The sequence below is a fragment of the Rhodococcus sp. WS3 genome (assembly GCF_003797085.1).
Lineage (GTDB): Bacteria > Actinomycetota > Actinomycetes > Mycobacteriales > Mycobacteriaceae > Rhodococcus_F > Rhodococcus_F globerula.
This window is the reverse complement of the sequence record NZ_RKMA01000002.1, coordinates 49,689-75,098: the sequence shown is the minus strand read 5'-3', so window position 1 is coordinate 75,098 and position 25,410 is coordinate 49,689. Positions and strand designations below refer to the sequence as shown.

Genomic DNA, 25,410 nt, shown 5'->3' with positions numbered 1-25,410 from the left:
GCGAGCCTAGTGGAGACTGGTCGAGGGCTCGGAAGGTGCTGGCTGATCCGGTGTCGGTTCCGGCGTGGACGCCAGCTTGCTCGGCCACCAGATCTTCTGCCCGATGTCGTACGTCAACGCCGGGACCAGCAGTGATCGGACAATCAACGCGTCGAGCAGCACACCGAACGCAACGATGAAGGCAATCTGCGCGAGGAACAACAGCGGAATCACAGCCAACGCCGAGAAGGTTGCTGCCAGAACAACTCCGGCTGAGGTGATGACGCCGCCGGTGACGGTCAGTCCCCGGAGCGCGCCTGCCCGTGTACCGATCTTCTGTGCCTCCTCCCGAACCCGGGTCATCAGGAAGATGTTGTAATCGATCCCGAGTGCGACGAGGAACACGAACGCGAACAACGGCACCACCGGATCTGCGCCGGGGAATCCGAAGACATGCTCGAATACGAGCGACGAAATACCCAGTGTCGCAGCAAAAGAGAGCACTACGGTGCCCATGAGCAGCAGCGGCGCAAGGAGTGATCGAAGCAACAGCGCGAGGATCGCGAAGACCACGAGCACTACCACCGGGATGATCAGCGTGCGGTCGCGCGTCGACGTGGTCTTGGTGTCGAGATCCGTAGCGGTGACACCACCGACCAAGGCGTTGGCCCCCTCGACGGAGTGGACTGAATCACGTAGTCGCACAATCGTGTTTTCGGCCTCGATCGAATCAGCGGCATCGGTCAGCGTCGCCTCGAGCGAGACACGGCCGTCGACGACAAGCGGCACTCCCCCGTTCTGAACAACAGTGACGTCACTGACGCCGTCGACTCGGCTTGCCGCGACAACGGCATCCATCTGGTCTGCATCAGCGATCACAATCGCCGGGGAACCTGATCCGGCGTCGAAATGCTCGCCGAGAATCTCCTGACCCGCAACCGAGTCGACCTCGAGCAGAAAGACGTCAGACGACGCCACTCCGCTGGCCTTGAACTGCGGCATCATCAGCGCGAAGATCACCAGCACCAGCGTCGACGCCACCCAGAAACGACGCGGATGCCGCCCGATGCGAGCGGCAAGTCCGGCCCAGAAACGGTGATCGTCTGCCTCGTCGTGGTGGGCGACGTCGGCGTCGAATTTCGGCTTGGTCGGCCAGTACGCGGTACGGCCGAACAATACGAGAATGGCAGGCAGGAACGTCATCGATGCGAGGAACGATGCGGCGATACCGATGGCCGCGACGGGTCCCAATCCGCGGTTCGAGTTCAGATCCGACAACAGCAGGCACAGAACGCCCGCGATCACGGTACCGGCTGACGCTGCGACGGGTTCCAGCGTGGCACGCCACGCCACCCGCATCGCCGAGTATTTGTCCTGCTCGATGCGCAGTTCCTCGCGATAGCGTGAGACCAGAAGCAGCGCATAGTCTGTCGCGGCGCCGAACACCAGGATGAACAAAATGCCCTGGCTCTGACCGTTCAACGCGATGACGTCGGCGTCGGCCAGCGCGTACACCAACAGACTCGACAAGCCGAGCGCAAAGACCGCCGAGAAAATAACCACGAACGGCAGGATGGGACTGCGATACACCACGATCAAGATCAGAATCACCACTGATCCGGCCACCAGCAACAAGAGACCGTCGATGCCCGCAAAAGCGGCGGACAAGTCGGCGACCTGACCGGCCGGACCGGTCACCAGGACGGTCATTCCCTCCGGCGCGGATTCGAGCGCGGCACGCAGTTCCTTCACCGAGGTCTTGACCTCGACTGTGCTGTCGATCGGGAGGAACAGCTGCAACGCCTGACCGTCCGCCGACGGAATCGCGGGCGAGCTCGCGTCACCGAATCCTTCGGTTCCGACAAACTCTGCGACCGTGTCCGTCAGGAAGGCACTGTCGCCGCCCTGCAGCCCACCCGAACGTTCTGCGACGATGATCGCCGGAACAAATCGTGTGTCGGTGAAACCTTCCTGGAGCTTGCCGACCTCGGTCGCTTCCGCCGATGCGGGCAGGAAGGACGTGTTGTCGTTCTGCTGCACTGTGCTCAGTTTTCCGGCAAACGGTCCACCGAAGCCGCCGATAGCCAACCAGCCGATTACCAGCAGAGCTGGCACAATCCATCTCAGGCGACGACGCGTACTCGTGGGTGTGCTCACGGTTTCTCCAGAGTTCGGTTTGGCTGATGCGTGATGGTCCCCTATTTTGTTCAGCAAGCTGAACAATTGCAAACGGAAGGCAGGAGCGTGACCGAGGATGGGCTCGAAAACTGGCCGACAGGCCGCTTGCTGTCGACTGCGGCGCGCCTCGTCGAACACTCGTGGGAGCAGGTCCTACGCAGCCAGGACATGACGCACGCCGGACTTATCGTCTTACATTCCATCGCCATGTCCCCCGCGTCGCAGCGAGACATCGCCAAGAAGGCTCGGGTAACCGACCAGACCATGAGTCGGACCGTCGATCGCCTCGAGCGTGCCGGCTACGTCACCCGGGATACCGATCCGCGCGACGAACGACGACGCCTCATAGCCATCACGGCGTCCGGGCAAGCGACCTATGAACGCCTACTCGAACTCGAAAAGGACGAAGCCGCTCTGGCCTTCGGCGCCGGAGATGTGTCGGCATTGCGCGAACAGCTACTACGGCTGGTTCGGTCACCGGAACTCAATCCCAAGTACAACGAAAACTAGTACAACGAAAACTAGAAAGCCGGCCACGGGATCGTTCGATGCCCGTTCGGCACAGGCATGACTGCTGACAACGTCAGCTCACGCGCCCGCTGCGCCAGCGCCGCAATTTCGTCGTCGGTAACCAGTTCCGACAGTTCATCACCGAAACTGCCGTCGACAGTTGCCGCAAATTCCGCGACATCCGCGATCAAGGGCCCGGGAACTTGTTGGCCTGCCCATCCCCACAGGACAGTGCGTAGTTTGTTGTCCGTGTGCATGCAGATTCCGTGATCCACGCCGTAGACGGAGCCGTCGATCCCTTCGAGTGCATGACCACCCTTGCGATCCGCGTTGTTGATGAGGACATCGAGCACTGCCATCCGCTGAAGCCGCGGATCATCGGCGTGAATGAGCGAAACCGGTTCCCCCGCAGAATCGAACGCCTGAAGAACCTCGAACCATCCTGACGGGACATTGTCCGGGCTGCAGAGATCGACGATGTCCGGCGTACCGAGCACGTCAGCGTGGCGGTCGACGGTGTCGATCCATTTCTGCACCATTCCTGGCCCAAAAGGTCCGTCGCGCAACACTGTTCGCGGGATGACACCCCACCCCAGCGCCTCCGACACCCGATACGACGCCACTTCGCGCCCCGCCAAGGTGCCGTCCGGGAAGTCCCACAACGGGCGCTCGCCGCGCACCGGCTTGTAGACGACCCGCATCGACTCGTCGCCGAGAACAGCGTCGCAGACCAAAGTTGCGTTGCTGGCAGTGGTGATCTGACCGATCACCGTCAGCTCACCTTCGAGCTGGACATCAGGGCCAGGCGAGCTCGACACCGCTCAGTCCTCGTCGGTGTCGGCGTCGTCGATCGCGAACCCGAACGAATCACCGCGGCGATATCCGTTGGTCCGGACACAGATATGTCCGTCCGGAGCGAGGGGTTCGCCGCACAGCGGACATGGCGCACGGCCGGCGGCAATCACTCGCTCGGATCGCAGTGAGAATTCGCGCGCCTGCTCCGGAGTCAAGAACACGCGGACCGCGTCGGGTCCGTCGTCCGAATCGTCGAGCACGACCGACTCGTCGAACTCGGTTTCGCTCACTGCAAGAAGTTCCACCACAACGGCGCCGGCATCTGCATCCCAGCCCAAACCCATCGTCCCGACCCGGAATTCGGCATCCAACGGAGTAACAAGCGGACTGAGGTCGGTGATATCACCGGCTTCCGGCGGAACCTCGGTGCCGAAACGGCGATGTACCTCTTCGAGGAGTAGACCCATCCGGTCTGCCAGTACCTGAACCTGCTGCTTTTCGAGCAGCACGCTCACTACTCGCGCCTCGTGCACGGCTTGGAGATAAAAAGACCTGTCACCGGGTTCTCCCACGGTCCCTGCGACAAATCGGTCAGGGGTGCGAAATACGTGAATCGCGCGCGACATTGCACCTCCTCGAATTCGAGCGGAACTTCCCTGGGTACCCATTATCCGTCACGATCACACTCCGACCTCGCCGCCAGGCACGGATTCCTGTTCGGGAGCGGAGCCATTGGTCGACGCCTTGGCCTGACCGATCGCCGCCAGCGCATCTCCGGTGTCGTTGACCCGCAGCACGAAGGGCGAGGTCGCGGAATATCGGATCACACTCATCGACGCCGGTTCGGCAACGATGCGCTGGAACGAATCGAGATGCATCGCGTACGCGTCCGCCAGTACGGATTTGATGACGTCGCCGTGTGTACAGGCAATCCACACGACGTCTTTGCCGTGCTCCTCGGCAAGCCTTCTGTCGTGTTCACGAATCGCGGCAACGGCCCGCGCTTGCACTTGCGCCAGCCCTTCACCATCGGGGAAGACGGCACCCGACGCGTGCCGCTGCACAACTTTCCACAGCGGTTCCTCGAGCAAATCCTTGAGGGGGCGGCCCGTCCACTGCCCGTAGTCCACCTCGACGAGGCGTTCCTCGACAACGGGAGTCAATCCACGGTCCGCAGCGATGGGACCCACCGTCTGCTCACATCGCAGCAGCGGAGACCGCACGATCTCGGCAATGTCGAGACCCACCAACCTGTCTACGACGGCCGCTGCCTGTTTCCGGCCGTGATCGTCGAGTTCGACGCCCGGCGTGCGACCGGCAAGTGTGTGGGCCGTGTTGGACGTCGACCGCCCGTGCCGCAGAAGGACAACTGTCATGCCATAACCCTAATGGGGCGGCGCAGAGCGCGGCGGGCGGTCGACGTCGAAACCGGCGTTATGTCGCGGACACAACCCCTGTGGCCAGCAACGCAAGGACGACTACGCCGAGAGCGATTCTGTAGCCGACAAACCAGTACATCGAGTGATTGACCACAAACTTGAGCAACCACGCGATGGCCGCATAGCCGACCGCAAACGCGATCACCGTCGCGACGAACAGCTGGGGGCCACTGGCGTTCAGTCCCTCACCCGCAGGTTCGAAGGCATCGGGAAGGCTGAACAGTCCCGACGCCAGCACCGCCGGGATCGCCAGCAGGAACGAATAGCGTGCGGCGGCCTCACGTGTCAGTCCGAGAAACAGACCGGCGCTGATGGTTCCACCCGAACGCGACACTCCGGGGATGAGGGCGAGCGCCTGCGCCGAACCCATGATGATGCCGTCACGCGCTGTGAGGGACTCGATGGGTCGGGACTTACGTCCGTAGTACTCGGCGGCGGCGATCACGAGCGCAAACACGATCAGCATTGTGGCGATCAGCCACAGATTTCGTGCGCCGGTACGGATTTGGTCCTTGAACAGGAACCCGAGAATACCGACGGGCAGCGTGCCGATGATGACGTACCAGCCCATCCGGTAGTCGAGGTCGCCGCGATGCTCGGCGTGGAACAACCCTCGGAACCACGCGGTGATGATCCTCACGATATCGCGCGCAAAATAGATCAGGACCGCGAGTTCGGTGCCGAGCTGAGTCACCGCGGTGAAGGACGCACCGGCATCACTTCCGAAGAAGATCTCCGAGACGATGCGCAGATGCCCCGACGACGAGACGGGAAGAAATTCGGTCAATCCCTGCACGAGCCCCAGGACCATGGCCTGTAGCCATGTCATCGCCTCACCCATCAGAGAACCGCCCGGACTGATGCGAACTGCACTGATTCGAATGGGATTACTACACAACAGTTTCGTGGGGCGAGTTCACTTTTCACTGGCGTCACGCTACCGGTGCACCGCCAGACGTGCCGCGCCCGGCACGCTGATGCCCGAATCCCCCGAGTTCGGTCGGGTGACCACTAGTCTGCACGTGGTGAGAACTCCCGGGTGCGACGTACGCTCCCGGGTCGGGCGTGAGATGGACGGCATTGATGAAACACAGATCAGTCGGAACGAGCGGACTTCGGGTGTCGCGACTTGGACTCGGCACGCTCACCTGGGGACGCGACACCGACGGGGACGAGGCCGCCGCACAACTTCTGGCATTTGCGGAAGCCGGCGGAACCCTGGTGGACAGCTCCCCCGCGTACGGTGACGGCGCGGCTCAACGACTCCTCTCCGAACTTCTCGACGACGTCGTCCCCCGCGACGAACTGATCGTCAGCTCGAGCGCGGGGATCCATCCCAACCCGATCGGCACGGATCGCGTCGACTGCTCGCGGCGAGGCCTGCTCCGCCAATTGGACGCCACACTGCGCGAACTCGGCACCGACTACCTCGACATGTGGCAAGTCGCGACTTGGGATCCGCTGACCCCGGTCGACGAGGTCGCTGCAACTCTCGACTACGCGGTCTCGAGCGGCAAAGTGCGCTATGTCGGCGTGCGCGGCTACCTCGGGTGGCAGTTGGCTACGGCCGTCGGCGCCTGTGGCACAACATCTCTCACCGCCACTCAGGCGGAGTACTCCCTTTTGGCGCGAGGCGTCGAAGAGGAATTGTTTGCTGCCGCATCACACCACGGCGTCGGAGTCTTTGCCGCTGTCCCCCTCGCCGGCGGTGTCCTCACCGGTAAATACCGCGGCGGGATTCCCGTCGATTCCCGCGGCGCCGACGACGCTCATTCCCACCACGTGCAGAGCTACCTCACGGATTCGTCGGTCCGGGTTGTCGACGCCGTCGTTACAGCCGCCGACGGTCTGGGTACCTCACCGTTGGCTGTTGCTCTCGCCTGGGCTCGCGATCGCCCCGGAGTTGCCAGCGCCGTCGTCGGTACTCGGGATCTCGCGCAATTGACGGGTGTACTGGTAGCCGAGGAGTTGGAGTTGCCTGCGGCGATCGCTGCTGCACTCGACGACGTGAGCGCGTAACTTGCGGTCTCACTCGACGAAATACCCGAATTACCCATTTAGCGAGGGCAGGCTAACCTAGTAGATAACACGTTCCTTAGCTAGAGGAGAACCTATGACCACGCTTGACGTAGACCACAGTCCCGCCGACGCGTCGGCCTTCTCCGAACGCATCAAGGCGGAGACCGATGCAGCGCACCGCGAAACCGAGCAGTCACGGTTTGTCGGCGCTCTCCTCGGCGGCGAACTGACCACCGCCGGATACGCGGCGCTACTGGGACAGACGTACCTGGTCTACACAAGCCTCGAAGAAGCCGGCCGTGCACACGCGGACAACGCGCTGGTCAACCCGTTCCTCTCCGACGATCTTCTCCGCGTCGCGGCGCTCGAAGCCGATCTCGAGTTCCTGAGCGGACCGAACTGGCGTGAGAGCCTGGAGGCCCTGCCGGCAACGCAGCGTTACGTGGCGCGTTTGCAGGAAGTTGCCTTCGACTCGCCGGCCGACTTCGTCGCGCACCACTACCTCCGGTACATGGGCGACCTGTCCGGCGGCCAGATCATCCGCCGCATGCTCGAGCGTGCGTACGGTTTCGAGACCGACGGCCTGCGTTTCTACATCTTCGACGGCATCCCCAAGCCCAAGCCGTTCAAGGACACGTACCGCGCAAATCTCGACGCGCTCTCGATTTCTCCCGAAGACCAGCAGAAGTTCATCGACGAGGTCAACCTGGCCTACCGCCTCAACGGTGATCTGTTTGCCGACCTCGAGGGCAACATCGAGAGCTACCTCGTCAAATGAGCAAGCGGTGGGCCGCTGCCGCACTGGTTGCGGTTGCCGGTTTCGGATTGGTCGCATGTGGGTCGGCGGAAAACGACGGGGACGGCTCGACGCAGGCCCGCACGGCGGTACTCGAGGATTCCAGCCCCACACCGGTAAGAGAAAATCCGGTCGCCGCGTTGCCCACCACAGTCACCGGCTTCGACGGCGTCCCCGTCACGATCACGGACAACAGTCGAATCATCGCTGCCGACAGGTACGGAACCTTTGCCGCAACCACGGTCGCACTCGGACTCGGGGACAACCTGGTCGGGCGTGACACGTCCGCCAAGTTCCCGGCTGTCGAAGACGTACCGGTAGTGACCGTAGGTGGTTCGTCGCTCAGCGCCGAAGCGATCCTCGATCTCAACCCGACCGTCGTTCTCACCGATACCAGCATCGGCCCACAGAGTGTGCAGGACCAACTGCGGGCAGCCGGGATTCCGGTCGTCTTCTTCGATCCCACCCGCACCCTCGAAGGTGTCCCGGCACAAATCCAGGCAGTCGCCGACGCCCTCGGTGTACCGGAACAGGGCAAGGCCTTGGTCAACCGGACCGAAGGCGAAATCGCCGCTGCGCGCGACCTGGTCCCCGATGACAGAGATCCCCTGAAGATCGCGTTCCTCTACCTCCGCGGATCGGCGATCACCATGATCGGCGGTGACGGATCCGGAGCCGATTCACTCATCGAAGCACTCGGCGCCGTCGACGCCGGAACAGCGTCGGGCATCACGCAGAAATTTGCTCCCATCACCAGCGAAGCACTCATCGCGGCAGCGCCCGACGCGTTCTTGATGATGACCGACGGTCTCGCGTCCATCGGCGGGATCGACGGTCTCGAGAAGATCCCGGGCATCGCCCAGACCCCGGCCGGAAAGAACCAGCGGGTCGTCGACATGGAAGACGGCGTGCTGCTCAGCTTCGGCCCCAACACCGGGCGAGTGATGCAATCGCTCGCCGAAGCAATCTACGGACCCGCTGATTCGTGAGTACAGAAACAGATAAAGCAGTCGAGAAATCGGCACCACGACCGACATCGCGCTCACGGGTGAGCGGGGTGTTGATCGGGCTCACAGTCGCTTTGGTTATCGTCGCCGTGCTCTCCGCGTGTATCGGTCAGGTGCCGACCTCGCCGCTCGAGGTACTCGGCAGCATCATGCACCGCATCGGTCTGGACATCGGCCCGATGCCCGCCCACCCCAGCGGTGAAGTCACGCTCTGGGAAGTGCGCTTCCCTCGCGTCGTTCTGGCTATTTGCGTCGGCGCAGCTCTCGGATGTTCCGGCGCCCTGCTTCAAGGCGTCTTTGCCAATCCACTGGCCGAACCGGGTGTGATCGGCGTGTCCTCTGGCGCAGCGGTAGGCGCCAGCGCGGTCATCGTGGTCGGCGGCAATTTCGTCGCAGGCTGGGCCATTGCAGCCGCAGCGTTTGTCTGCGGACTCCTGACCACGGCAATCGTCTACCTGTTCGCGCGCCACGAAGGCCGGACCGAAGTGGTCACCCTGGTCCTGACCGGTGTGGCGGTCAACGCGTTTGCCGGCGGACTCATCGCCTTCTTCACCTTCATCGCCAGCCCGTCGGCACGCGATCAGATCGTGTTCTGGCAACTCGGCAGCCTCAACGGCGCCACGTGGAATTCGGTCTTGGTGGTCGCACCGATGACCGTTGTCGGAATCGCCGCGACTATGGCGATCGCATCGCGTCTCGATCTCCTCGCCCTCGGCGAACATGCCGCCAGGCACCTGGGCGTCAACGTCGAACGGCTGCGACAGCTGGCGGTCTTGATCGTCGCCCTTCTGGTGTCGGCGAGCGTTGCCTTCACCGGCATCATCCTGTTTGTCGGACTGGTTGTCCCCCACCTCATGCGCATCGTCGTCGGTCCAGGTCACCGCGCGCTCATCCCGGCAAGCGCACTGACCGGCGCGTTGGTTCTCCTACTTGCCGACCTCGGATCCCGGTCCCTGATCGACAACGCCGACCTTCCGCTCGGCATGCTCACGGCACTGGTCGGCGGACCCTTCTTCTTCTGGCTCCTCCGACGCACCCGTTCACAACAAGGTGGGTGGGCATGAGCAGCATCGCCCGGAACTGGCGCGAACTGTTCGGACGAACGTCACCCGAACCGTCGAGTCCGCAGATCGGTGACATCACGCTGCAAGCGCGGGACATCACCGTCGAGCGCGGTGGCAGGAACATCCTCGAAGGCGTCAGCGTCGACGTTCGCGCCGGCGAGGTAGTTGTTCTCGTGGGCCCGAACGGCGCAGGCAAGTCGACGCTCCTCGCGGCACTGTCGGGCGATCAGCCCGTCGTCGCCGGCCGCGTCGACGTCGATGGAACCGACCTGAATCACTGGACACCCTTGGACATGGCCAGGCGACGTGCCGTACTCCCCCAGAAACACACCATCGGCTTCTCGTTCACCGCTGCGCAGGTTGTCACGATGGGCAGGGCGCCGTGGGCCGGCACCGCCCGCGAGGAACGCGACGGCGACGCCATCGCGGCGGCAATGAAAACCTGTGACGTCGAAGCGTTTGCCCATCGGCCGTTTGCCGCGTTGTCCGGCGGCGAACAGGCTCGGGTGGCGCTAGCCCGCGTTCTGGCGCAGGAAACGTCGACGGTTCTGCTCGACGAGCCCACGGCCGCACTTGATCTCGGGCATCAGGAAGCCGTCATGTCCGTTGCACGCAGCCGCGCGGCCGACGGTGACGCCGTCGTTGTCGTTCTCCACGATCTGGCGTTGGCCGCCGCCTACGCGGACCGGATAGTCGTCCTCGAGAACGGCCGCATTGCCGCCGACGGTCCACCTGCGTCGGTTCTACGTGAAGATCTGCTCACCCGCGTCTACGGCTATCCCGTCGAAGTGTTCGCCCACCCACGGAGCGGCGCGACGCTGGTGATCCCGCGGCGCGATTCCCGCAGCACGCAGCATCAGCAAGCCGGCGTCAACGAACGGAATCGATGATCGAACCGAGCCGATCGAGCACTCCGCGCAACGTGGTCACACCGGAACCACGAGCCGGAGAATGTGACGAATCCGACTCAGCGGAATGTACTGCGTCTCGCACCACAGCAGAAATGCTGCGTTCATCGGTCAGGTCGATATCGGTCACCGAACGATTGGCCGTGGCAATCACGTCGTCAGAACTCGGCACGGTGCGCTCGCAATAATCGCGATACACCTCGACGTACAGCACACTCTTGCGGACACGAAACGCGAAAGTTCGCCCCTCCGACCTGCCGAAACCGTGGGCATATGGTCCTACCGAAATATCTTCGATCTCGAAATCGCCGAAAGATCCGCCAGGTCGTTCCGCAGCGGATTCGGTGGGTTCGACAGGAATCACAGTGATCTCCTCGAGGATTACCGCGTGGGCGGAAATCCGTATTTGTACGGTATCGCGTGCGAACAGCAGACGGAATGACCGTTGCACTTCGATGCAATGAAAACCGATTCGCAGCGATCAGGGATGATCGAGTACAGGCGCGTTCCGCTGAAACACCGTCTCGAGTAGAAAACGAGGATTCAACACCATGACTCGCATTGGGCTCCGCACCACCACAGCAGCGATGGGGGCGGCGTTGATGCTGGTGACAGGATGTTCTTCCGAAAGCGACGGCACCAAGCTCCAGACAATTGATCCGGCCACCGCCGTCGTATCGCCTGCCACGACAAGTTCTCTGGACGGCGTCGTTCATCCGTATTCGGGTCGGATCGATTCCATCACATTTGATCCGGTTACGCGCAACGTACTTCTCGTATCGCAGGATCCGCCCGCCGTTCGGATCGTCGCGGCCGACGAGGTCGAGTCCGCTGGCCCGGCTGCGGCCGGTCGCGACATCAGCATCGACGGCAACATCCGGGACGTGTCGATCGCGTCCGACGGAAACGCACTGCTGTCCATGGACAACCAGGTTGTGAAGCTGAATCTGACGTCCGGCGAACAAACGTCCTTCGCCTCCCCCGACCCGGCCAACTCCGCTGTCGAGTTGCCCGACGGCCGCATCGCGATCGGAACCGAGCGAGGCACAGTTCACGTTGTCGATCCGAGTTCTGATAAGTCACAAACTATTTCAGGCCTTGCATCGGTCGACGAACTTGCCGTCACCGGCGACAACCTGAGCGCCCTCGATCATCGTCAGACCTCACTGACGGACATCAACCTCGACGAAGACCGACTCGGCGCAGCCCTGCGCGCCGGAGAAGGTGCGACGCACCTCGTGACCGACCATTTCGGTCGCATTCTCGTCACCGACACCACCGGCGACGAACTGCTGGTCTTCACCGCCGATTCTCTCATTCTGCGCCAGCGATTCCCGGTCGGCGATTCGCCGTACGCAGTGGCATACGACGAGACCGCCGATCGTGTGTGGGTGAGCTTGACCGGGACCAACGAAGTTGTCGGACTCGACCTCTCGTCGGGCATCCCGGTCGAAACGAACCGATTCAACACCGTTCGTCAGCCCAACTCTCTCGCGGTCGATTCGAGCACCGGAACTCTCGTCGTCGGTTCCGCAACCGGGGACGGCGTGCAGGTCATCCCCACTCGGAACGGCTGACGATGCAGCGGCACAACGGTGGATCGCCACATCTGCGACGCACTCCGTCACCACAGTGGGACATGTCCGACGATGTGTTCGACTATCTGCCGCTGCAACTTCCGCCCCACGTCTCACGAGTGACGGCGTCGATGCGCCTGGCAATTTCCGCGGAGTTCGGCGGTTGGGAACTCTCGCAGGTGCGGCTCTACCCCGACGGCAGTCGCCGGGTACTCCTGCGGCGCAAGAAGACACCGTTGCACGTGGACAACCCGGACGGCATTGCTCACTGAGCCGCCCGTTTCATCGAAGATCTCACCAGACAAGCAGGAGAATCGTGTACCAACTGCTCTTGAGCCTGATGTTTCGGCTACCCCCGGAGCGCATCCACCACCTGGCCTTCACCGCGATGAAACTGGTGACTCGGTTTGCACCGATCCGGTGGCTCGTGGCGAAGGTTCTTGTTCTCGACGATCCGGTACTACGTAGTCAGGCATTCGGACTGACATTTCCCGCCCCACTCGGTTTGGCCGCGGGCTTCGACAAGGATGCAACCGGCGTCGACGCCTGGGGTCCGCTCGGTTTCGGATTCGCTGAAATCGGCACCGTCACCGCGCAGGCTCAGCCCGGCAATCCGCAGCCACGACTGTTCCGCCTGCCTGCCGACCGTGCACTGATCAACCGGATGGGATTCAACAATCACGGTGCCGGACATGCCGCGAACTTCCTCCGTCAGCGCCGAGTCACTGTGCCGATCGGCGCGAACATCGGCAAGACCAAGATCGTCGACGCCGCGGACGCGCCCGCCGATTACACCGCCAGCGCCCAATTGCTCGGGCCGCTCGCCGATTTCATGGTCGTCAATGTCAGCTCCCCGAACACCCCCGGGTTGCGTGACCTGCAAGCCGTCGAGTCGCTGCGCCCGCTCCTGCAGGCCGTGCTCGATACGGTCCATATCCCGGTGCTGGTGAAGATTGCGCCTGATCTGTCCGACGAGGACGTCGACGCCGTCGCAGACCTGGCTATCGAACTCGGGTTGGCCGGCATCGTGGCCACGAACACCACAATTCGCCGTGACGGTTTGAAAACCCCGGACGCGGAGGTGGCCGCGATCGGCGCCGGTGGACTCTCGGGCGCTCCCGTCGCGGACCGTTCACTCGAGGTACTTCGCCGGCTTTACGCGCGGGTTGGCGACAAGCTCACCATCATCTCTGTCGGCGGTATCGAAACAGCTGACCAGGCGTGGGAGCGGATTCTTGCGGGTGCAACCCTGGTGCAGGGCTACACCGGCTTCATCTACGGCGGCCCGTTCTGGGCGCGCAGCATTCACAAGGGAATCGCGAAGCGTGTTCGCGCGGCTGGTTTCTCGTCGATCAGCCAGGCCGTCGGGGCGGAAAACCCCCGCTGAACGTTGTGCGCCTTTGTTAACCGCGGGCGGTTAACAAAGGCGCACAGTGTGTTATGCGACCTCGAACGTCCCGGTCAGCGTTGCACGCGCAATTGCGTGCTGGAACACGTTGAACCCGAGGAATGCCGGCGAGGAATCAGCCGTGACTCCGTCGAGCTTGTCCACGTCGAGCGCGTGTACCGCGACGATGTAGCGATGCGGGCCGTGCCCGGGAGGCGGGCCTGCACCGATGAAACCGAATCCGCCGCCGTCGTGGCGCAGAGTCACCGTTCCCGCGGGAAGGTCAGTGCTGTCCGCACTGCCGATACCGGCAGGCAGTTCGGTGACCGAAGCGGGAATGTTCGCTACGGCCCAATGCCAGAATCCCGACGCCGTCGGAGCATCCGGATCGAACACGGTGACCACAAAGCTCTTCGTCTCAGCGGGGAAACCCGACCAGGAGAGCTGCGGCGAGATGTCCTGCCCACCGGGGACGCCGAAAGCGCCACTCGCCTGCGCAAGTTTCAGCGGCTCACCGGCCGTGATGTCTTCACTGGTCAGCTCGAAGCTCGGGAGCTTCGGCAATGGTTCGTACGGATCGTAAGCCATGCGAATCCTCTCTGTTTCTTGTACTCGGTGACTGTCCACGCGTTCAGGAATTGCGGAGAAAATGTTCCAGCACGCGTGTTCCGAACAGTAGTGCGTCCACCGGCACCCGCTCGTCGACGCCGTGGAACAGCGCGGTGAAATCGAGTTCCGGCGGCAACTGCAGCGGCGCAAACCCGAAGCACCGAATCCCGAGCTTCGCGAAGGCCTTTGCGTCGGTGCCCGCGGAGAGCATGTACGGCACAGTGCGCGCGCCTGGGTCATGGGCCAGGATTGCGTCGTTCATCGCGTCGACAAGATGACCGTCGAACGTTGTCTCGTACGAGTCGAGTTTCGTGATCCACTCTCGGGTGACGTCGGGTCCGATCAGGGCGTCGACGGTGCGCTCGAACTCGGCTTGACGGCCGGGAAGCACACGGCAGTCGAAGACAGCCTCGGCTGTCTGAGGAATGACATTCGCCTTGTAACCGGCTTTGAGCATGGTCGGATTGGCGGTGTCGCGGAAGGTTGCACCGATGATGTTGGAAATACTGCCCAGCTTCGCGAGCGTTCCGTCGATGTCCGGTGACGTCGGGTCGAAGTCGAGCCCGGTTTCTTCGCCGACCGCAGTCAGGAACTCCGCGACCGAGTCGGAGATCACGATCGGGAATTCATGCGCGCTCAGGCGGGCCACCGCACCGGCCAACGTTGCCACGGCGTTGTCGTCGTGCAGGAAGGAACCGTGTCCGGCTCGGCCTTTTGCGGTGAGCCGCATCCAGCCAAGTCCCTTTTCCGCGGTCTCCACGACATACAGCCGACGGTCGGTTCCGTCCGGACGCGGAACGGTCAGCGAGAATCCGCCCACTTCACCGACCGCTTCGGTGACGCCTTCGAACAGATCCGGACGGTGCTCCACAAGCCACTGGCAGCCGTACTTGCCGCCCGCCTCTTCATCGGCGACAAAGGCAAACACAAGATCACGCGGCGGCACTGTTCCCTCTGCCTTGAACTGCCGCGCCAGGGCCAGGATCATCCCGACCATGTCCTTCATGTCGACGGCGCCACGTCCCCAGATGTAACCGTCCTGCACGGTGCCGGAGAAGGGGTGAACACTCCAGTCGGCGGGCTCGGCCGGGACGACGTCCAAGTGCCCGTGCAGCATGAGAGCCCCACGGCCGGACTCGGCGCCTTTCAACCGGGCAAACACATTGCCGCGTCCGGGCGCGCCGGATTCGACGTACTCGGTCTCGTATCCCACTTCCTGAAGTTGGGCGGCGACCCATTCCGCGCACGCCCGTTCACCCTTGGTTGTTTCGAGTTCTCCCGTATTGGATGTGTCGAACCGGATCAGTGAGCTGACAAGTTCGACAACTTCGCTTTCGGCGCGAGAAGGACCTGAGTTATTCGGCGATAAGGACATGTCACTTTCCTACCACCGAAACACCCGCCGCGGCGGCATGGACGTGGTCCGACCTGGCGATTTGGGCAACCTCACCGAATCGGATACTCTTTCCCAGCACCGAGAAATCGGGGCCGAGTCCGAGTGGCGGAATGGCAGACGCGCTAGCTTGAGGTGCTAGTGTCCTATTAACGGACGTGGGGGTTCAAGTCCCCCCTCGGACACTCGAATAAACAACCAATGACTCCAGCTGATCAAGCTGGGGTCATTTTTTGTTCACTATGTACCGAATGCCGGAAATCCGGACATTCCGTGTGCTTGACTCGTTTATGCGCAAATCACTGCTGGTCGCAGCGTTGCTCGGTACGTCCGTGATTGTCATGGCAATGCCGGCGGGAGCCGCTACGCAGACCTGGGACGGTGACTACTCGGTCAAGCGGTTCGCAGCCTCGAAAACCGGCACCAGTCTCGCGGCGAGTCAGTGGGAACCGGACTTCTCCGATATCTACACTTTCGACACCGATTGCTCCGCCGAACCCTGTGTCGCCACCGTGATCGCCGGGCCGGCGCCGGCTAATCCGACTTTGCCTCAGCCTGCGCAATACACGTGGGACGGCACCAGTTGGGTTCATCCGTACGACTGGGAATGGGACTGCTATCAGGGTGAGGGTGTACCCAAAGTGATGGCGCCGGCTCATTCCTTGGCCTATTACACGCCACAGCCAGACGGCACCCTGGTCGGTTCGTGGCGCACCGACATCTACGGCGGGCCCTGCGACGGTTCGGTGATCATGGACGTCGCGGCCTACCCCGTCGCTCCGAATCCGGGACCATTCGGCAGCGGCAGCTGACACGCCTGAACAGGACAAACGTCCACACCGCCGACGCGATTTGGGAGAGCGGGACAGCATCGGATACTCTTTCCCAGCACCGAGAAATCGGGGCCGAGTCCGAGTGGCGGAATGGCAGACGCGCTAGCTTGAGGTGCTAGTGTCCTATTAACGGACGTGGGGGTTCAAGTCCCCCCTCGGACACTCTGTGTTGAGACAGACAGGAAAAGCTCCGGTTCATTGAACCGGAGCTTTTCTCGTAAAAGGCCAAGTTCCCACACCGGGAACAGACCGCGCGAGCGGCGATCGAGATGGAACAGAAGTTCACGTGGATACAGACACACGGCAGTTCGACGTAACGGATACAGAATCTGCGGGAGCAGAACTGGCCGGACTCGACCCCGCAGAACTCGAAATCTGCTTGAAGGTTCTGCGCGAAGCAGCCGAACTCGACGACGAGCATCCCGACTCGATCATCATGCAGCGTGCCGTCGGCCATCTGTTCAAACGACTCAAGAAGAAGCGTCGCCTCGCCTCGCGTGCGGCGGTCAACGACGCCGACCGCAGTGTCGTCGCCGCAACGGCGACGGGATCACCGGATCGAATCGACGACGAAACCGCCGGCATCCCCATCACGTCCAACACTGCCGGGGCAATCGCGGGCACCCTTATCAAGGCGCGTCCCTGCTACATCTGCAAGCAGCGCTACACCCAGGTCGACGCGTTCTATCACCAGTTGTGCCCGGACTGCGCCGCAACGTCCCGCGCCAAGCGTGACGCCAGCACAGACCTGACCGGACGCCGCGCACTCCTGACCGGTGGCCGCGCCAAGATCGGCATGTACATCGCGCTACGCCTCCTGCGCGACGGCGCCCACCTGACGATCACCACGCGATTCCCCAACGACGCGATCCGGCGCTTCAAAGCGATGGAAGACAGCGCCGACTGGATTCACCGCCTTCGCATCGTCGGCATCGACCTCCGCGACCCTGCGCAGGTAGTCGCCCTTGCCGATTCCGTTGCAGCACAAGGCCCTCTCGACATCCTGATCAACAACGCCGCCCAGACCGTGCGCCGCTCCCCCGGCGCGTACGGCGCTCTGGTCGACGCCGAATCCGGCGCATTGCCGGCGGGCGAGCTCCCCGATGTGGTGACCTTCGGCAAAACCAGCGACGCGCATCCCGCAGCGCTCGCAGGCTCACTGTCCGACGTCGCAGCCATCACGTCCGGAAATCTCTCCGCCGACGCAGTCAGCTCGCTCGCGCTGGTCGCGAAATCCGCGTCACCCGATCGCATCGAGCAGGGCATCGCCATCGATGCCGGCGGACTCCTCCCCGACCTCGCACACACCAACAGCTGGGTTCAGACCGTCGAGGAAGTTGATCCGATCGAGCTTCTCGAAGTGCAACTCTGCAATTCGGTTGCTCCGTTCATTCTGGTCTCGCGCCTGCGCCCGTCGATGGCGGCAGCAGCAGCGCGTCGTAAGTACGTCGTGAACGTCTCCGCGATGGAAGGCCAGTTCAGCCGCGCGTACAAGGGTCCTGGTCACCCGCACACCAACATGGCGAAAGCAGCACTGAACATGCTCACTCGCACCAGCTCCAAGGAAATGCTCGAGGACGGCATCCTCATGACTGCCGTCGACACCGGGTGGATCACCGACGAGCGCCCCCACTTCACCAAGATGCGCCTCGCCGACGAGGGTTTCCACGCTCCGCTCGACCTTGTCGACGGCGCCGCCCGCGTGTACGACCCCATCGTTCAGGGCGAACTGGGCGTCGACATCCATGGCTGCTTCCTCAAGGACTACAAGCCCTCACCCTGGTGAGAGAGGTGACCGCACACACCTCACCGTCTCGATGTGGCGATCTCGACACCCCATATACGCCGTGTCGAGTACCGCATTTGAGGTAGCGCTCGGCAATACCGCGCGATAATGGACCCCGACACTGCCCACTGCCTCGGAGGAACCATGACGATTGCCGTCGTACACAAGGACAGCCCGGAGGGCCGCGCGGCAATTGTCCACGGAGCACGAGAATCCGTGAATCGGCGCGAGCAACTTGTTGTCCTGCACGTACTCGACGACGTCAATGTCCCGGACACCGACGAAGACAGCGCGGCTTTACGCGGCGAGATCCAGTCTGCGCTGGACGCCGGCGGATTCGCTCAAACACCGTGGGAGCTCCGCACCACCGAACACGACGGCGATCCAGTGACCGCGCTGGTCGAGTTGGTCGATGCCGTCGAAGCCGATCTGTTGATCGTGGGAACGCGTCGTATGTCCCCGATCGGCAAGTTCCTACTCGAGCGCCCGCTGCAGCGGCTACTGCTCGAAGTCGAGGTCCCGATCCTCGTCGTGAAGGAACCTCTACCTGCGGAGTGAGCTCACTCACACGCATTCGGGTCCCGCATTTGTAGGCTGACTACATGACCGGACCCGTGAGTGACCGCAATATCGACAGTCGACCCGAGCGCGAACTCGACATCATCGTCTACGGAGCTACCGGCTTCGTCGGCAAACTCCTTGCCGAATACCTCGTTCAGCATGCACCCGCCGGAACGAAGATCGGCCTCGGCGGGCGTTCCCTCGAGAAGCTGACCGCCGTGCGGGCCGGATTGGGTGCTGCGGCAGCCGAACTCCCCCTCGTTGTCGCCGACGCCGATGATTCGACCGCCTTGAAGGCGCTTGCCGAACGAACGCACGTCGTAGCTACGACGGTCGGTCCGTATGCCAAGTACGGCCATCAGTTGGTTCACGAATGCGCCGCCGCGGGAACCCATTACGTCGACCTCACCGGTGAGGTTCTCTTCCACCGCGAGAGCATCGACGCCAATCACGAACTTGCCGTGTCGACAGGTGCCCGCATCGTCCATTCGTGCGGCTTCGATTCCGTCCCTTCCGATCTTGGGGTCCATGTTCTTCACAAGCTGATCGAAGCGGACGGCGCCGGGGAGTTGACGGACACCACGCTGGTGGTCACGTCACTGCGCGGCGGCGTCAGCGGCGGGACCATCGATTCACTCCGCACGCAGATCGACGTGTCGAAACACGATGCACGGTTGCGGAAACTCGCGGCCTCGCCTTACTCGCTGAGCCCCGATCGCGCCAGCGAACCCGATCTGGGAAAGCAGAGTGACGCCACGGTGGTCGACGGCCGAAAGATCGATCCGTCGCTGCACGGCTGGAAGGCGCCCTTCTTCATGGCGTCCTACAACACCCGAGTCGTGCGACGCAGCAATGCCCTTCGCGAGTGGGCCTACGGCCGAAAGTTCAAGTACACCGAGGTGATGAACGTCGGTTCGTCTGTGGTCTCACCGGTGATCGCCGGCGGCGTTGCCGTGGGACTCGGCGCCTTGATCGCAGGCCTCGCACTGCCGCCGACGCGTTTCCTCCTCGACAAGGTTCTGCCGTCCCCGGGCGAGGGACCAAGCGAGGACACTCAGAGCAAAGGCCACTTCACCCTCGACGTATTCACGGTGACCACAACGGGCGCGCGCTACACCTCGCGTGTCCGGGCCAAAGGCGACCCGGGATATAGTGCTACCGCAGTGATGCTCGGCGAATCAGCGCTGAGTCTTGCTGTCAGTAACGCAGAATTGCCCGATAACGCAGCATTACCCAACGCTGCAGGCGTCCTCACCCCGGCCACAGCCTTGGGGGATGTCCTGGTCGAACGTCTGCGTCGTAGCGGTTTCGAGATCTCCGCAGGCCGGTTGTGATGTATCCATCGAGGCTCTGTCCACCTGCGAGATACTCACGAGTAACATTGATTGTGGTTCATGGCACCCGTCGTGGTGCTCCGATTTCGGAAAAGTGAGGCTATTCATGACTGAGCGCGTTCAGGTCGGCAGTCTGCAGGTTGCCAAGGTTCTCTACGACTTCGTGGTCGAGGAGGCTCTGCCAGGCACCGGTGTAGATGCCGAGACCTTCTGGGCCGGCGCTGACAAGGTCATCACCGAGCTCGCGCCGAAGAACCGCGCCCTGCTTGCCAAGCGCGACGATCTGCAGGCGCAGATCGATCAGTGGCATCGCAACCAGGCCGGCGCTCCCATCGACGCCGCCGCATACAAGGCGTTCCTGCAGGAAATCGGATATCTCCTGCCCACACCCGCCGAGTTCTCCGTGACGACCACCAACGTCGACACCGAGATCACCTCAACCGCGGGCCCGCAGTTGGTCGTCCCGATCCTCAATGCCCGCTTCGCGCTCAACGCCTCCAATGCTCGCTGGGGTTCGTTGTACGACGCGCTCTACGGCACCAACGCCATCTCCGAGGAGAACGGCGCCGAGAAGGGTTCGGGCTACAACAAGGTCCGCGGCGACAAGGTCATCGCCTGGGCTCGTGAATTCCTCGACGCGGCAGCACCTCTCGCGTCGGGATCGCACGCCGATTCGACCAAGTACTCGATCGACGGCAGTGAGCTGAAGGTCACCCTGGCGGATGGCACTGTCACGACGCTCGCCCAGCCGGAGAAGTTTGTCGGCTACCTCGGTGAGAAGGACGCGCCCACCAGCATTCTGCTGCGCAACAACGGACTGCACGCCGAGATCCAGATCGACGCGTCCTCCCCGATCGGCAGCACCGACGCGGCCGGCGTCAAGGACGTCGTTCTCGAATCCGCGGTCACCACGATCATGGACTTCGAGGATTCGGTCGCCGCTGTCGATGCCGACGACAAGGTCGTCGGTTACCGCAACTGGTTGGGCCTGAACCGCGGCGACCTGTCCGAGGAGATCAAGAAGGGCGCCAAGTCCTTCACCCGCACGCTCAACGGCGACCGTAAGTACACGGGGGTCGACGGCAGCGAACTCAGCCTGCACGGTCGTTCACTCCTGTTCGTCCGCAACGTCGGTCACCTCATGACCAACCCGGCGATCCTCGACGCCGACGGCAACGAGGTTCCCGAGGGCATTCTCGACGCGTTGATCACCAGCGCCTGTGCTGTCCACGGCTTGTCGATCAGCGAAGCCAACGGCCCACTGGACAACAGCCGCACCGGTTCGATCTACATCGTCAAGCCCAAGCAGCACGGTCCCGAGGAAGTTGCCTTCACCACCGAACTGTTCGGCCGTGTCGAGCAGGTCCTCGGCCTGCCGGAGAACACGCTCAAGGTCGGCATCATGGACGAAGAGCGTCGTACGACGGTCAACCTTGCAGCCTGCATCAAGGAAGCCGTCGACCGCGTTGTCTTCATCAACACCGGCTTCCTCGACCGCACCGGCGACGAGATCCACACCTCCATGGAAGCCGGCGCGATGGTGCGCAAGGCCGAGATGAAGAAGCAGAAGTGGATCGGCGCGTACGAGGACTGGAACGTCGACACCGGCCTGGCCTGCGGTCTGCAGGGCAAGGCTCAGATCGGCAAGGGCATGTGGGCCATGACCGAACTGATGGCGGACATGCTCGAGCAGAAGATCGGCCACCCCAAGGCCGGCGCCAACACCGCCTGGGTGCCTTCGCCCACCGGCGCCACCCTGCACGCGACGCACTACCACCGCGTCGACGTGTTCGCGGTTCAGGACGGCCTGAAGGGTAAGCCGCGCGCGAGCGTCGACGACATCCTGACCATTCCGCTCGCCCCCAGCACCGACTGGACGGACGCGGAGAAGAAGGAAGAACTCGACAACAACTGCCAGTCCATCCTCGGCTACGTCGTCCGGTGGATCGACGCGGGTGTCGGCTGCTCCAAGGTTCCCGACATCCACGATGTCGCCCTCATGGAGGACCGCGCAACGCTACGCATCTCGAGCCAGCTGCTCGCCAACTGGCTGCGTCACGGCATCGTCAGCGAGACCGATGTCGTGAGCGCACTCGAGCGCATGGCACCGGTTGTCGACCGCCAGAACGAGGGCGACGCGGAATACCGGAACATGGCACCTGATTTCGATTCCAACATCGCCTTCCAGGCCGCGAAGGAACTGATCCTCGAAGGTGCGAAGCAGCCCAGCGGATACACGGAGCCGATCCTGCATCGCCGCCGCCGCGAGTACAAGGCCGCCAACGCCTGATTTCACCTCGCTCAACTCGAACAGCCTCGACGCCGCTCCCGGTGTCGAGGCTGTTCGCGTTGGCCCCGAAGATTCGTCACTAGACTGGCTCTCGGCAGAGATCGTCGAGTGAGCAAGGTAGGGCAGCGTACGTGGGCGAACATCGCGGCGGGTCAGGCGCCAGAGGTATCAGTAAGGGGCCGATCCTGGTTGTCGTGGCGGTCGTCCTGATCGTGGCCGGATTCTTCGGGTGGAAGGCCCTCGGTAATCGCATCGACGATCAAGGTCAGCAAGCAGCGGGGACGTGCGTCGAGGGCAACCGGACGCTCGACATCACGGTTGATCCGTCGATTGCCCCGCAGGTCGAGCAGTTGGCCAAGCGATTTACCGACACTTCACCGGTGATCCGAGATCATTGCATCACCACTGCAATCAATGCGGTGCCATCGCCATTAATCGCAAACGCCCTGGCAGCAGGCGCCGAATGGGATTCCGCCGCGCTCGGACCGCGCCCAAATCTGTGGATTCCGACCAGTTCTTTCGAACTCGCCCCACTGTCCGGTAAAGCCGTGATCAACGGAGAGCCACGTTCCATCGCGAACTCGCCGGTTGTGCTGGCGGTTGCGCCGGAGACAGCAACTTCGCTGGAGTCCGCGAACGCGGGATGGCAGTCCCTCGGTGACACAACACTCGCACTTCCGGTTGGCAGCCCGCAGACCGTCATGGCAACGCAGGCAATTGCCGCGGCCGTGGCCGGCGCGGGTTCCGGACCGGTCACCCTCGAACAGGCTCAGTCCAGCCAAGTCACATCGGCATTGAGCGCTCTCGCGTCACAGTTTCAATCCCTCCCGACGCCGCCCGCCACCACCGCCGATGCACTAGCCGCCCTCACCAGCGGCGCCCCTGCCACTGTCACCGCCGTCCCGGCCATCGAACAGTCGATCGCCCAGTCGGCCAACGCTGACATGACGGCATTTTCCCCGAGCGGCGCAACTCCGCTCGCGGACTATCCGGCGGTGATCGTCGCGGGCGGCGGAATCGACGAAACCGCCGCACGCGCCGCCGCACAGTTCTCCGAGTTCATGCGCGATACGGAGCAGTCCCAGATCTTCGTCGACGCCGGATTCCGCGTCGAGGGTAAGAGTGTCCCAGATCTGGGTGCACTCGAACCCGCGCAGATCACCTCAACCCTGACGCCCGCATCGGCGGAAACTGCCACTGCTCTGAACGCTGTTGTCGCCAACCCTGTTTCCGTTCGCAGCGCAACCATCCTGCTGGATACCTCGACGTCGATGAGCGCCAACTTGTCCGCAGCCGGTGCGGCGATCGAGTCTCAGTTGGTCCGCAGCCCGGACGCCTCCGATGTCGCGGTGCACGCGTTCCCTGGCTCGAGCGCCACGGCATCGGAGCGTGTAATCGTTCCCGGCGCACCCCTCAACGCTGATCAACGAACCAAACTCACCGCCGCTATGAGCAGTCTCAGCGCTGAAGGAAAAACATCGAAATACCCCGCGCTGGCCGCAGCGTACAAAGACGCGGCAACCGGATACGACGCCAATCGAACCAACTCCGTTCTGTTGGTCACCTCTGCTGCCACCGACGAGTCGACGATGACACGCGCCGAACTCCTCAGCGCCATCGCGTCGGCAACTGATCCAGCTCGCCCGGTGCGGGTCGACGTTCTGGTTATCGGTTCCAGTGGCGATGCCGCCACGCTGCAAGATGTCTCCGACAGAACTGGTGGAACATTGATTCGCGTGAACCCGGATGACTCTGCCGCGATGTCGGCTGCAGTCGCGGAACTGCTGTCCTGATGGCGCGGATCGCAGTATTTGCCGTTGTTCTCGCACTTCTCACCTGGTTTCTGCACCGCAGGCTGGTCCGAGCAACCGGCATGCCGACGTGGTGGGCCCGCATTACCGACACCGCATTGGTGCTGTTGGCCGTTCTGACGCTCATCGGCATGGGCAGCGGCGAGGTCTTCGCCACGTCGTGGGCCCGCCCGGTCGGGTTTCTCGGGTGGGTCTGGTTGGCTTCGTGGTTGTATCTGATTCCGGGGCTGCTGATCATCGGAGTGTGCGCCGGGGTCAATCGTCTGGTGCGTAGACGACGTGAGGAACCTGAGGTGGATCCGGCGAAGCGTCGTACTTTGCAGTTGGCAACCGCCGCGGTCACGGTTGCGGCGTTGGGCACTGCCGTATACGGGGTGTACGAGGCGTCGAACCCGAAGGTCTCCCGGATTCGGGTGCCGTTGGCCCGCCTGCCCGAAGGCTTCAACGGCTACCGGATTGCCTTGATCACCGACTTGCATGTGGGCCCGGCCCGCGGAGTCGACTTCACCCGCAAGGTGGTCGAGATCGTGAACTCGCAGAATGTCGATCTGATTGCGATCGGCGGTGACCTCGTGGACGGCACAGTCGCGAAGGTTGCTCGCGATCTTGGGCCGCTCGCCGATCTTCATGCGCCGGACGGGATCTTCGGGGTCAGTGGCAATCACGAGTTCTACGCCGACGACGGCGGCAAGTGGCTCGACGTGTGGGAAACCTTGGGGATCACCACGCTTCGTAACAGCCGAGCGCCGATCGAGCGTGGCGGCGACACCATCGACATCGTGGGCATCCACGACTACACGTCACCGGCCCCGTACGAGCCGGATCTGACAGCAGCACTGAACGGGCACGATCCGAATACATTTGCGTTGCTGCTCGCCCACGAACCCCGCCAAGCGCTCGAAGCGTCGGAGATGGGCATCGATCTGCAACTGTCCGGGCACACGCACGGCGGACAGATGTGGCCGCTGCGCTATCTCGTGCCGCTGCAACAACCTTCGGTGCAGGGCCTGGACACGATCGGCAATACCGTTCTGTACACAACGCGCGGCGCCGGAGCGTGGGGTCCGCCGGTGCGCGTCGGCGCGCCGCCGGAGATCACCGTCCTCGAACTCGTTCGCGAGAACTGACGGTCTC

At 63.0% G+C, this 25,410-nt stretch carries 24 protein-coding genes and 2 tRNA genes; 18 read left to right on the top strand and 8 right to left on the bottom strand.

Features of this window, described 5'->3' with window-relative positions:
- Positions 1–6: 6 nt before the first annotated feature.
- Entirely contained in the window at positions 7–2,136 is a 2,130-nt protein-coding gene (locus EEB13_RS14545; protein ID WP_033231933.1) for an MMPL family transporter, read from the bottom strand.
- 87 nt (positions 2,137–2,223) lie between these two features.
- On the opposite strand from EEB13_RS14545, the gene EEB13_RS14540 reads away from it, so the two are divergent.
- Positions 2,224–2,667 (top strand): MarR family winged helix-turn-helix transcriptional regulator, encoded by a 444-nt coding sequence (locus EEB13_RS14540; protein WP_033231932.1) that lies wholly within the window; start codon positions 2,224–2,226, stop codon positions 2,665–2,667.
- A gap of 11 nt (positions 2,668–2,678) precedes the next feature.
- Here EEB13_RS14540 and EEB13_RS14535 read toward each other — a convergent pair whose 3' ends face one another.
- The 4 genes from EEB13_RS14535 to EEB13_RS14520 are packed head-to-tail and all read right to left on the bottom strand — an operon-like array spanning position 2,679 to position 5,742.
- The gene (locus EEB13_RS14535) at positions 2,679–3,485 is read right to left on the bottom strand and encodes an SCO1664 family protein (RefSeq protein WP_033231931.1); all 807 of its coding nucleotides are present in this window, start codon (positions 3,483–3,485) and stop codon (positions 2,679–2,681) included.
- A 3-nt stretch (positions 3,486–3,488) separates the two neighbouring features.
- Complete coding sequence (locus EEB13_RS14530) at positions 3,489–4,088, bottom strand: DUF3090 domain-containing protein (protein WP_033231930.1); 600 nt, start codon at positions 4,086–4,088, stop codon at positions 3,489–3,491.
- A gap of 54 nt (positions 4,089–4,142) precedes the next feature.
- Positions 4,143–4,838 (bottom strand): histidine phosphatase family protein, encoded by a 696-nt coding sequence (locus EEB13_RS14525; RefSeq protein WP_033231929.1) that lies wholly within the window; start codon positions 4,836–4,838, stop codon positions 4,143–4,145.
- A 58-nt stretch (positions 4,839–4,896) separates the two neighbouring features.
- Positions 4,897–5,742 carry an undecaprenyl-diphosphate phosphatase gene (locus EEB13_RS14520; RefSeq protein ID WP_080711626.1) on the bottom strand — a complete coding sequence of 282 codons (846 nt, stop codon included), beginning with the start codon at positions 5,740–5,742 and terminating at the stop codon, positions 4,897–4,899.
- 242 nt (positions 5,743–5,984) lie between these two features.
- On the opposite strand from EEB13_RS14520, the gene EEB13_RS14515 reads away from it, so the two are divergent.
- From EEB13_RS14515 to EEB13_RS14495, 5 genes are all read left to right on the top strand, one after another.
- Positions 5,985–6,920: an aldo/keto reductase gene (locus tag EEB13_RS14515; RefSeq protein ID WP_033231928.1), complete on the top strand. Its 936-nt coding sequence runs from the start codon at positions 5,985–5,987 to the stop codon at positions 6,918–6,920.
- 94 nt (positions 6,921–7,014) lie between these two features.
- Positions 7,015–7,698, top strand: coding sequence for a heme oxygenase (biliverdin-producing) (locus EEB13_RS14510; RefSeq protein ID WP_033231927.1), 684 nt, complete (start codon positions 7,015–7,017; stop codon positions 7,696–7,698).
- Positions 7,695–8,705 carry a hemin ABC transporter substrate-binding protein gene (locus tag EEB13_RS14505; protein ID WP_141485633.1) on the top strand — a complete coding sequence of 337 codons (1,011 nt, stop codon included), beginning with the start codon at positions 7,695–7,697 and terminating at the stop codon, positions 8,703–8,705. Before EEB13_RS14510 ends, EEB13_RS14505 begins: the two co-directional genes overlap by 4 nt.
- The gene (locus EEB13_RS14500) at positions 8,702–9,787 is read left to right on the top strand and encodes a FecCD family ABC transporter permease (RefSeq protein ID WP_033231925.1); all 1,086 of its coding nucleotides are present in this window, start codon (positions 8,702–8,704) and stop codon (positions 9,785–9,787) included. The genes EEB13_RS14505 and EEB13_RS14500 overlap by 4 nt, the downstream gene beginning before the upstream one ends.
- The gene (locus tag EEB13_RS14495; RefSeq protein WP_141485632.1) at positions 9,784–10,677 is read left to right on the top strand and encodes a heme ABC transporter ATP-binding protein; all 894 of its coding nucleotides are present in this window, start codon (positions 9,784–9,786) and stop codon (positions 10,675–10,677) included. The genes EEB13_RS14500 and EEB13_RS14495 overlap by 4 nt, the downstream gene beginning before the upstream one ends.
- Here EEB13_RS14495 and EEB13_RS14490 read toward each other — a convergent pair.
- Positions 10,658–11,059 (bottom strand): hypothetical protein, encoded by a 402-nt coding sequence (locus tag EEB13_RS14490; RefSeq protein ID WP_033232184.1) that lies wholly within the window; start codon positions 11,057–11,059, stop codon positions 10,658–10,660. The genes EEB13_RS14495 and EEB13_RS14490 overlap by 20 nt on opposite strands.
- Positions 11,060–11,246: 187 nt before the next feature.
- Between EEB13_RS14490 and EEB13_RS14485 the strand changes: the two genes are divergently transcribed.
- The 3 genes from EEB13_RS14485 to EEB13_RS14475 are packed head-to-tail and all read left to right on the top strand — an operon-like array spanning position 11,247 to position 13,659.
- The gene (locus EEB13_RS14485; RefSeq protein ID WP_033231924.1) at positions 11,247–12,272 is read left to right on the top strand and encodes a lipoprotein; all 1,026 of its coding nucleotides are present in this window, start codon (positions 11,247–11,249) and stop codon (positions 12,270–12,272) included.
- Between the two features lie 2 nt (positions 12,273–12,274).
- A complete protein-coding gene (locus EEB13_RS14480) occupies positions 12,275–12,544 on the top strand; it encodes a DUF5703 family protein (protein WP_033231923.1) in 270 nt (89 codons plus the stop codon).
- A 44-nt stretch (positions 12,545–12,588) separates the two neighbouring features.
- Positions 12,589–13,659: a quinone-dependent dihydroorotate dehydrogenase gene (locus tag EEB13_RS14475; protein WP_033231922.1), complete on the top strand. Its 1,071-nt coding sequence runs from the start codon at positions 12,589–12,591 to the stop codon at positions 13,657–13,659.
- Positions 13,660–13,710: 51 nt separating this feature from the next.
- Here EEB13_RS14475 and EEB13_RS14470 read toward each other — a convergent pair whose 3' ends face one another.
- Together EEB13_RS14470 and EEB13_RS14465 are read right to left on the bottom strand one after the other, a co-directional pair.
- A complete protein-coding gene (locus EEB13_RS14470; protein WP_045067848.1) occupies positions 13,711–14,247 on the bottom strand; it encodes a YbhB/YbcL family Raf kinase inhibitor-like protein in 537 nt (178 codons plus the stop codon).
- Between the two features lie 43 nt (positions 14,248–14,290).
- Positions 14,291–15,643: a M20/M25/M40 family metallo-hydrolase gene (locus tag EEB13_RS14465; protein ID WP_045067849.1), complete on the bottom strand. Its 1,353-nt coding sequence runs from the start codon at positions 15,641–15,643 to the stop codon at positions 14,291–14,293.
- Positions 15,644–15,760: 117 nt separating this feature from the next.
- On the opposite strand from EEB13_RS14465, the gene EEB13_RS14460 reads away from it, so the two are divergent.
- The 9 genes from EEB13_RS14460 (at position 15,761) to EEB13_RS14420 (ending at position 25,403) form a co-directional block, all read left to right on the top strand.
- Positions 15,761–15,846, top strand: a tRNA-Leu gene (locus EEB13_RS14460).
- Between the two features lie 105 nt (positions 15,847–15,951).
- Entirely contained in the window at positions 15,952–16,473 is a 522-nt protein-coding gene (locus tag EEB13_RS14455) for a hypothetical protein (RefSeq protein ID WP_141486170.1), read from the top strand.
- 97 nt (positions 16,474–16,570) lie between these two features.
- Positions 16,571–16,656: transfer RNA gene (locus tag EEB13_RS14450), tRNA-Leu, on the top strand.
- A 181-nt stretch (positions 16,657–16,837) separates the two neighbouring features.
- The gene (locus tag EEB13_RS14445) at positions 16,838–18,280 is read left to right on the top strand and encodes an SDR family oxidoreductase (RefSeq protein WP_033232183.1); all 1,443 of its coding nucleotides are present in this window, start codon (positions 16,838–16,840) and stop codon (positions 18,278–18,280) included.
- 144 nt (positions 18,281–18,424) lie between these two features.
- Positions 18,425–18,838 carry a universal stress protein gene (locus EEB13_RS14440; RefSeq protein ID WP_033232182.1) on the top strand — a complete coding sequence of 138 codons (414 nt, stop codon included), beginning with the start codon at positions 18,425–18,427 and terminating at the stop codon, positions 18,836–18,838.
- A 44-nt stretch (positions 18,839–18,882) separates the two neighbouring features.
- Positions 18,883–20,175 carry a saccharopine dehydrogenase family protein gene (locus tag EEB13_RS14435; protein WP_033231919.1) on the top strand — a complete coding sequence of 431 codons (1,293 nt, stop codon included), beginning with the start codon at positions 18,883–18,885 and terminating at the stop codon, positions 20,173–20,175.
- A 106-nt stretch (positions 20,176–20,281) separates the two neighbouring features.
- The gene (locus EEB13_RS14430) at positions 20,282–22,465 is read left to right on the top strand and encodes a malate synthase G (protein ID WP_141485631.1); all 2,184 of its coding nucleotides are present in this window, start codon (positions 20,282–20,284) and stop codon (positions 22,463–22,465) included.
- Between the two features lie 131 nt (positions 22,466–22,596).
- A complete protein-coding gene (locus EEB13_RS14425; protein WP_141485630.1) occupies positions 22,597–24,258 on the top strand; it encodes a substrate-binding domain-containing protein in 1,662 nt (553 codons plus the stop codon).
- Positions 24,258–25,403, top strand: a complete 1,146-nt coding sequence (locus EEB13_RS14420) for a metallophosphoesterase (protein ID WP_141485629.1) — start codon at positions 24,258–24,260, stop codon at positions 25,401–25,403. Before EEB13_RS14425 ends, EEB13_RS14420 begins: the two co-directional genes overlap by 1 nt.
- Positions 25,404–25,410: the final 7 nt, after the last annotated feature.

Coding starts and splice junctions, on each gene's coding strand:
- EEB13_RS14440 (WP_033232182.1), top strand. CDS start 18,425: ATGACGATTGCCGTCGTACACAAGGACAGCCCGGAGGGCCGCGCGGCA.
- EEB13_RS14430 (WP_141485631.1), top strand. CDS start 20,282: ATGACTGAGCGCGTTCAGGTCGGCAGTCTGCAGGTTGCCAAGGTTCTC.
- EEB13_RS14420 (WP_141485629.1), top strand. CDS start 24,258: ATGGCGCGGATCGCAGTATTTGCCGTTGTTCTCGCACTTCTCACCTGG.
- EEB13_RS14455 (WP_141486170.1), top strand. CDS start 15,952: ATGCGCAAATCACTGCTGGTCGCAGCGTTGCTCGGTACGTCCGTGATT.
- EEB13_RS14530 (WP_033231930.1), bottom strand. CDS start 4,088: ATGTCGCGCGCGATTCACGTATTTCGCACCCCTGACCGATTTGTCGCA.
- EEB13_RS14480 (WP_033231923.1), top strand. CDS start 12,275: ATGCAGCGGCACAACGGTGGATCGCCACATCTGCGACGCACTCCGTCA.
- EEB13_RS14525 (WP_033231929.1), bottom strand. CDS start 4,838: ATGACAGTTGTCCTTCTGCGGCACGGGCGGTCGACGTCCAACACGGCC.
- EEB13_RS14520 (WP_080711626.1), bottom strand. CDS start 5,742: ATGGGTGAGGCGATGACATGGCTACAGGCCATGGTCCTGGGGCTCGTG.
- EEB13_RS14470 (WP_045067848.1), bottom strand. CDS start 14,247: ATGGCTTACGATCCGTACGAACCATTGCCGAAGCTCCCGAGCTTCGAG.
- EEB13_RS14485 (WP_033231924.1), top strand. CDS start 11,247: ATGACTCGCATTGGGCTCCGCACCACCACAGCAGCGATGGGGGCGGCG.
- EEB13_RS14505 (WP_141485633.1), top strand. CDS start 7,695: ATGAGCAAGCGGTGGGCCGCTGCCGCACTGGTTGCGGTTGCCGGTTTC.
- EEB13_RS14435 (WP_033231919.1), top strand. CDS start 18,883: ATGACCGGACCCGTGAGTGACCGCAATATCGACAGTCGACCCGAGCGC.
- EEB13_RS14495 (WP_141485632.1), top strand. CDS start 9,784: ATGAGCAGCATCGCCCGGAACTGGCGCGAACTGTTCGGACGAACGTCA.
- EEB13_RS14510 (WP_033231927.1), top strand. CDS start 7,015: ATGACCACGCTTGACGTAGACCACAGTCCCGCCGACGCGTCGGCCTTC.
- EEB13_RS14515 (WP_033231928.1), top strand. CDS start 5,985: ATGAAACACAGATCAGTCGGAACGAGCGGACTTCGGGTGTCGCGACTT.
- EEB13_RS14465 (WP_045067849.1), bottom strand. CDS start 15,643: ATGTCCTTATCGCCGAATAACTCAGGTCCTTCTCGCGCCGAAAGCGAA.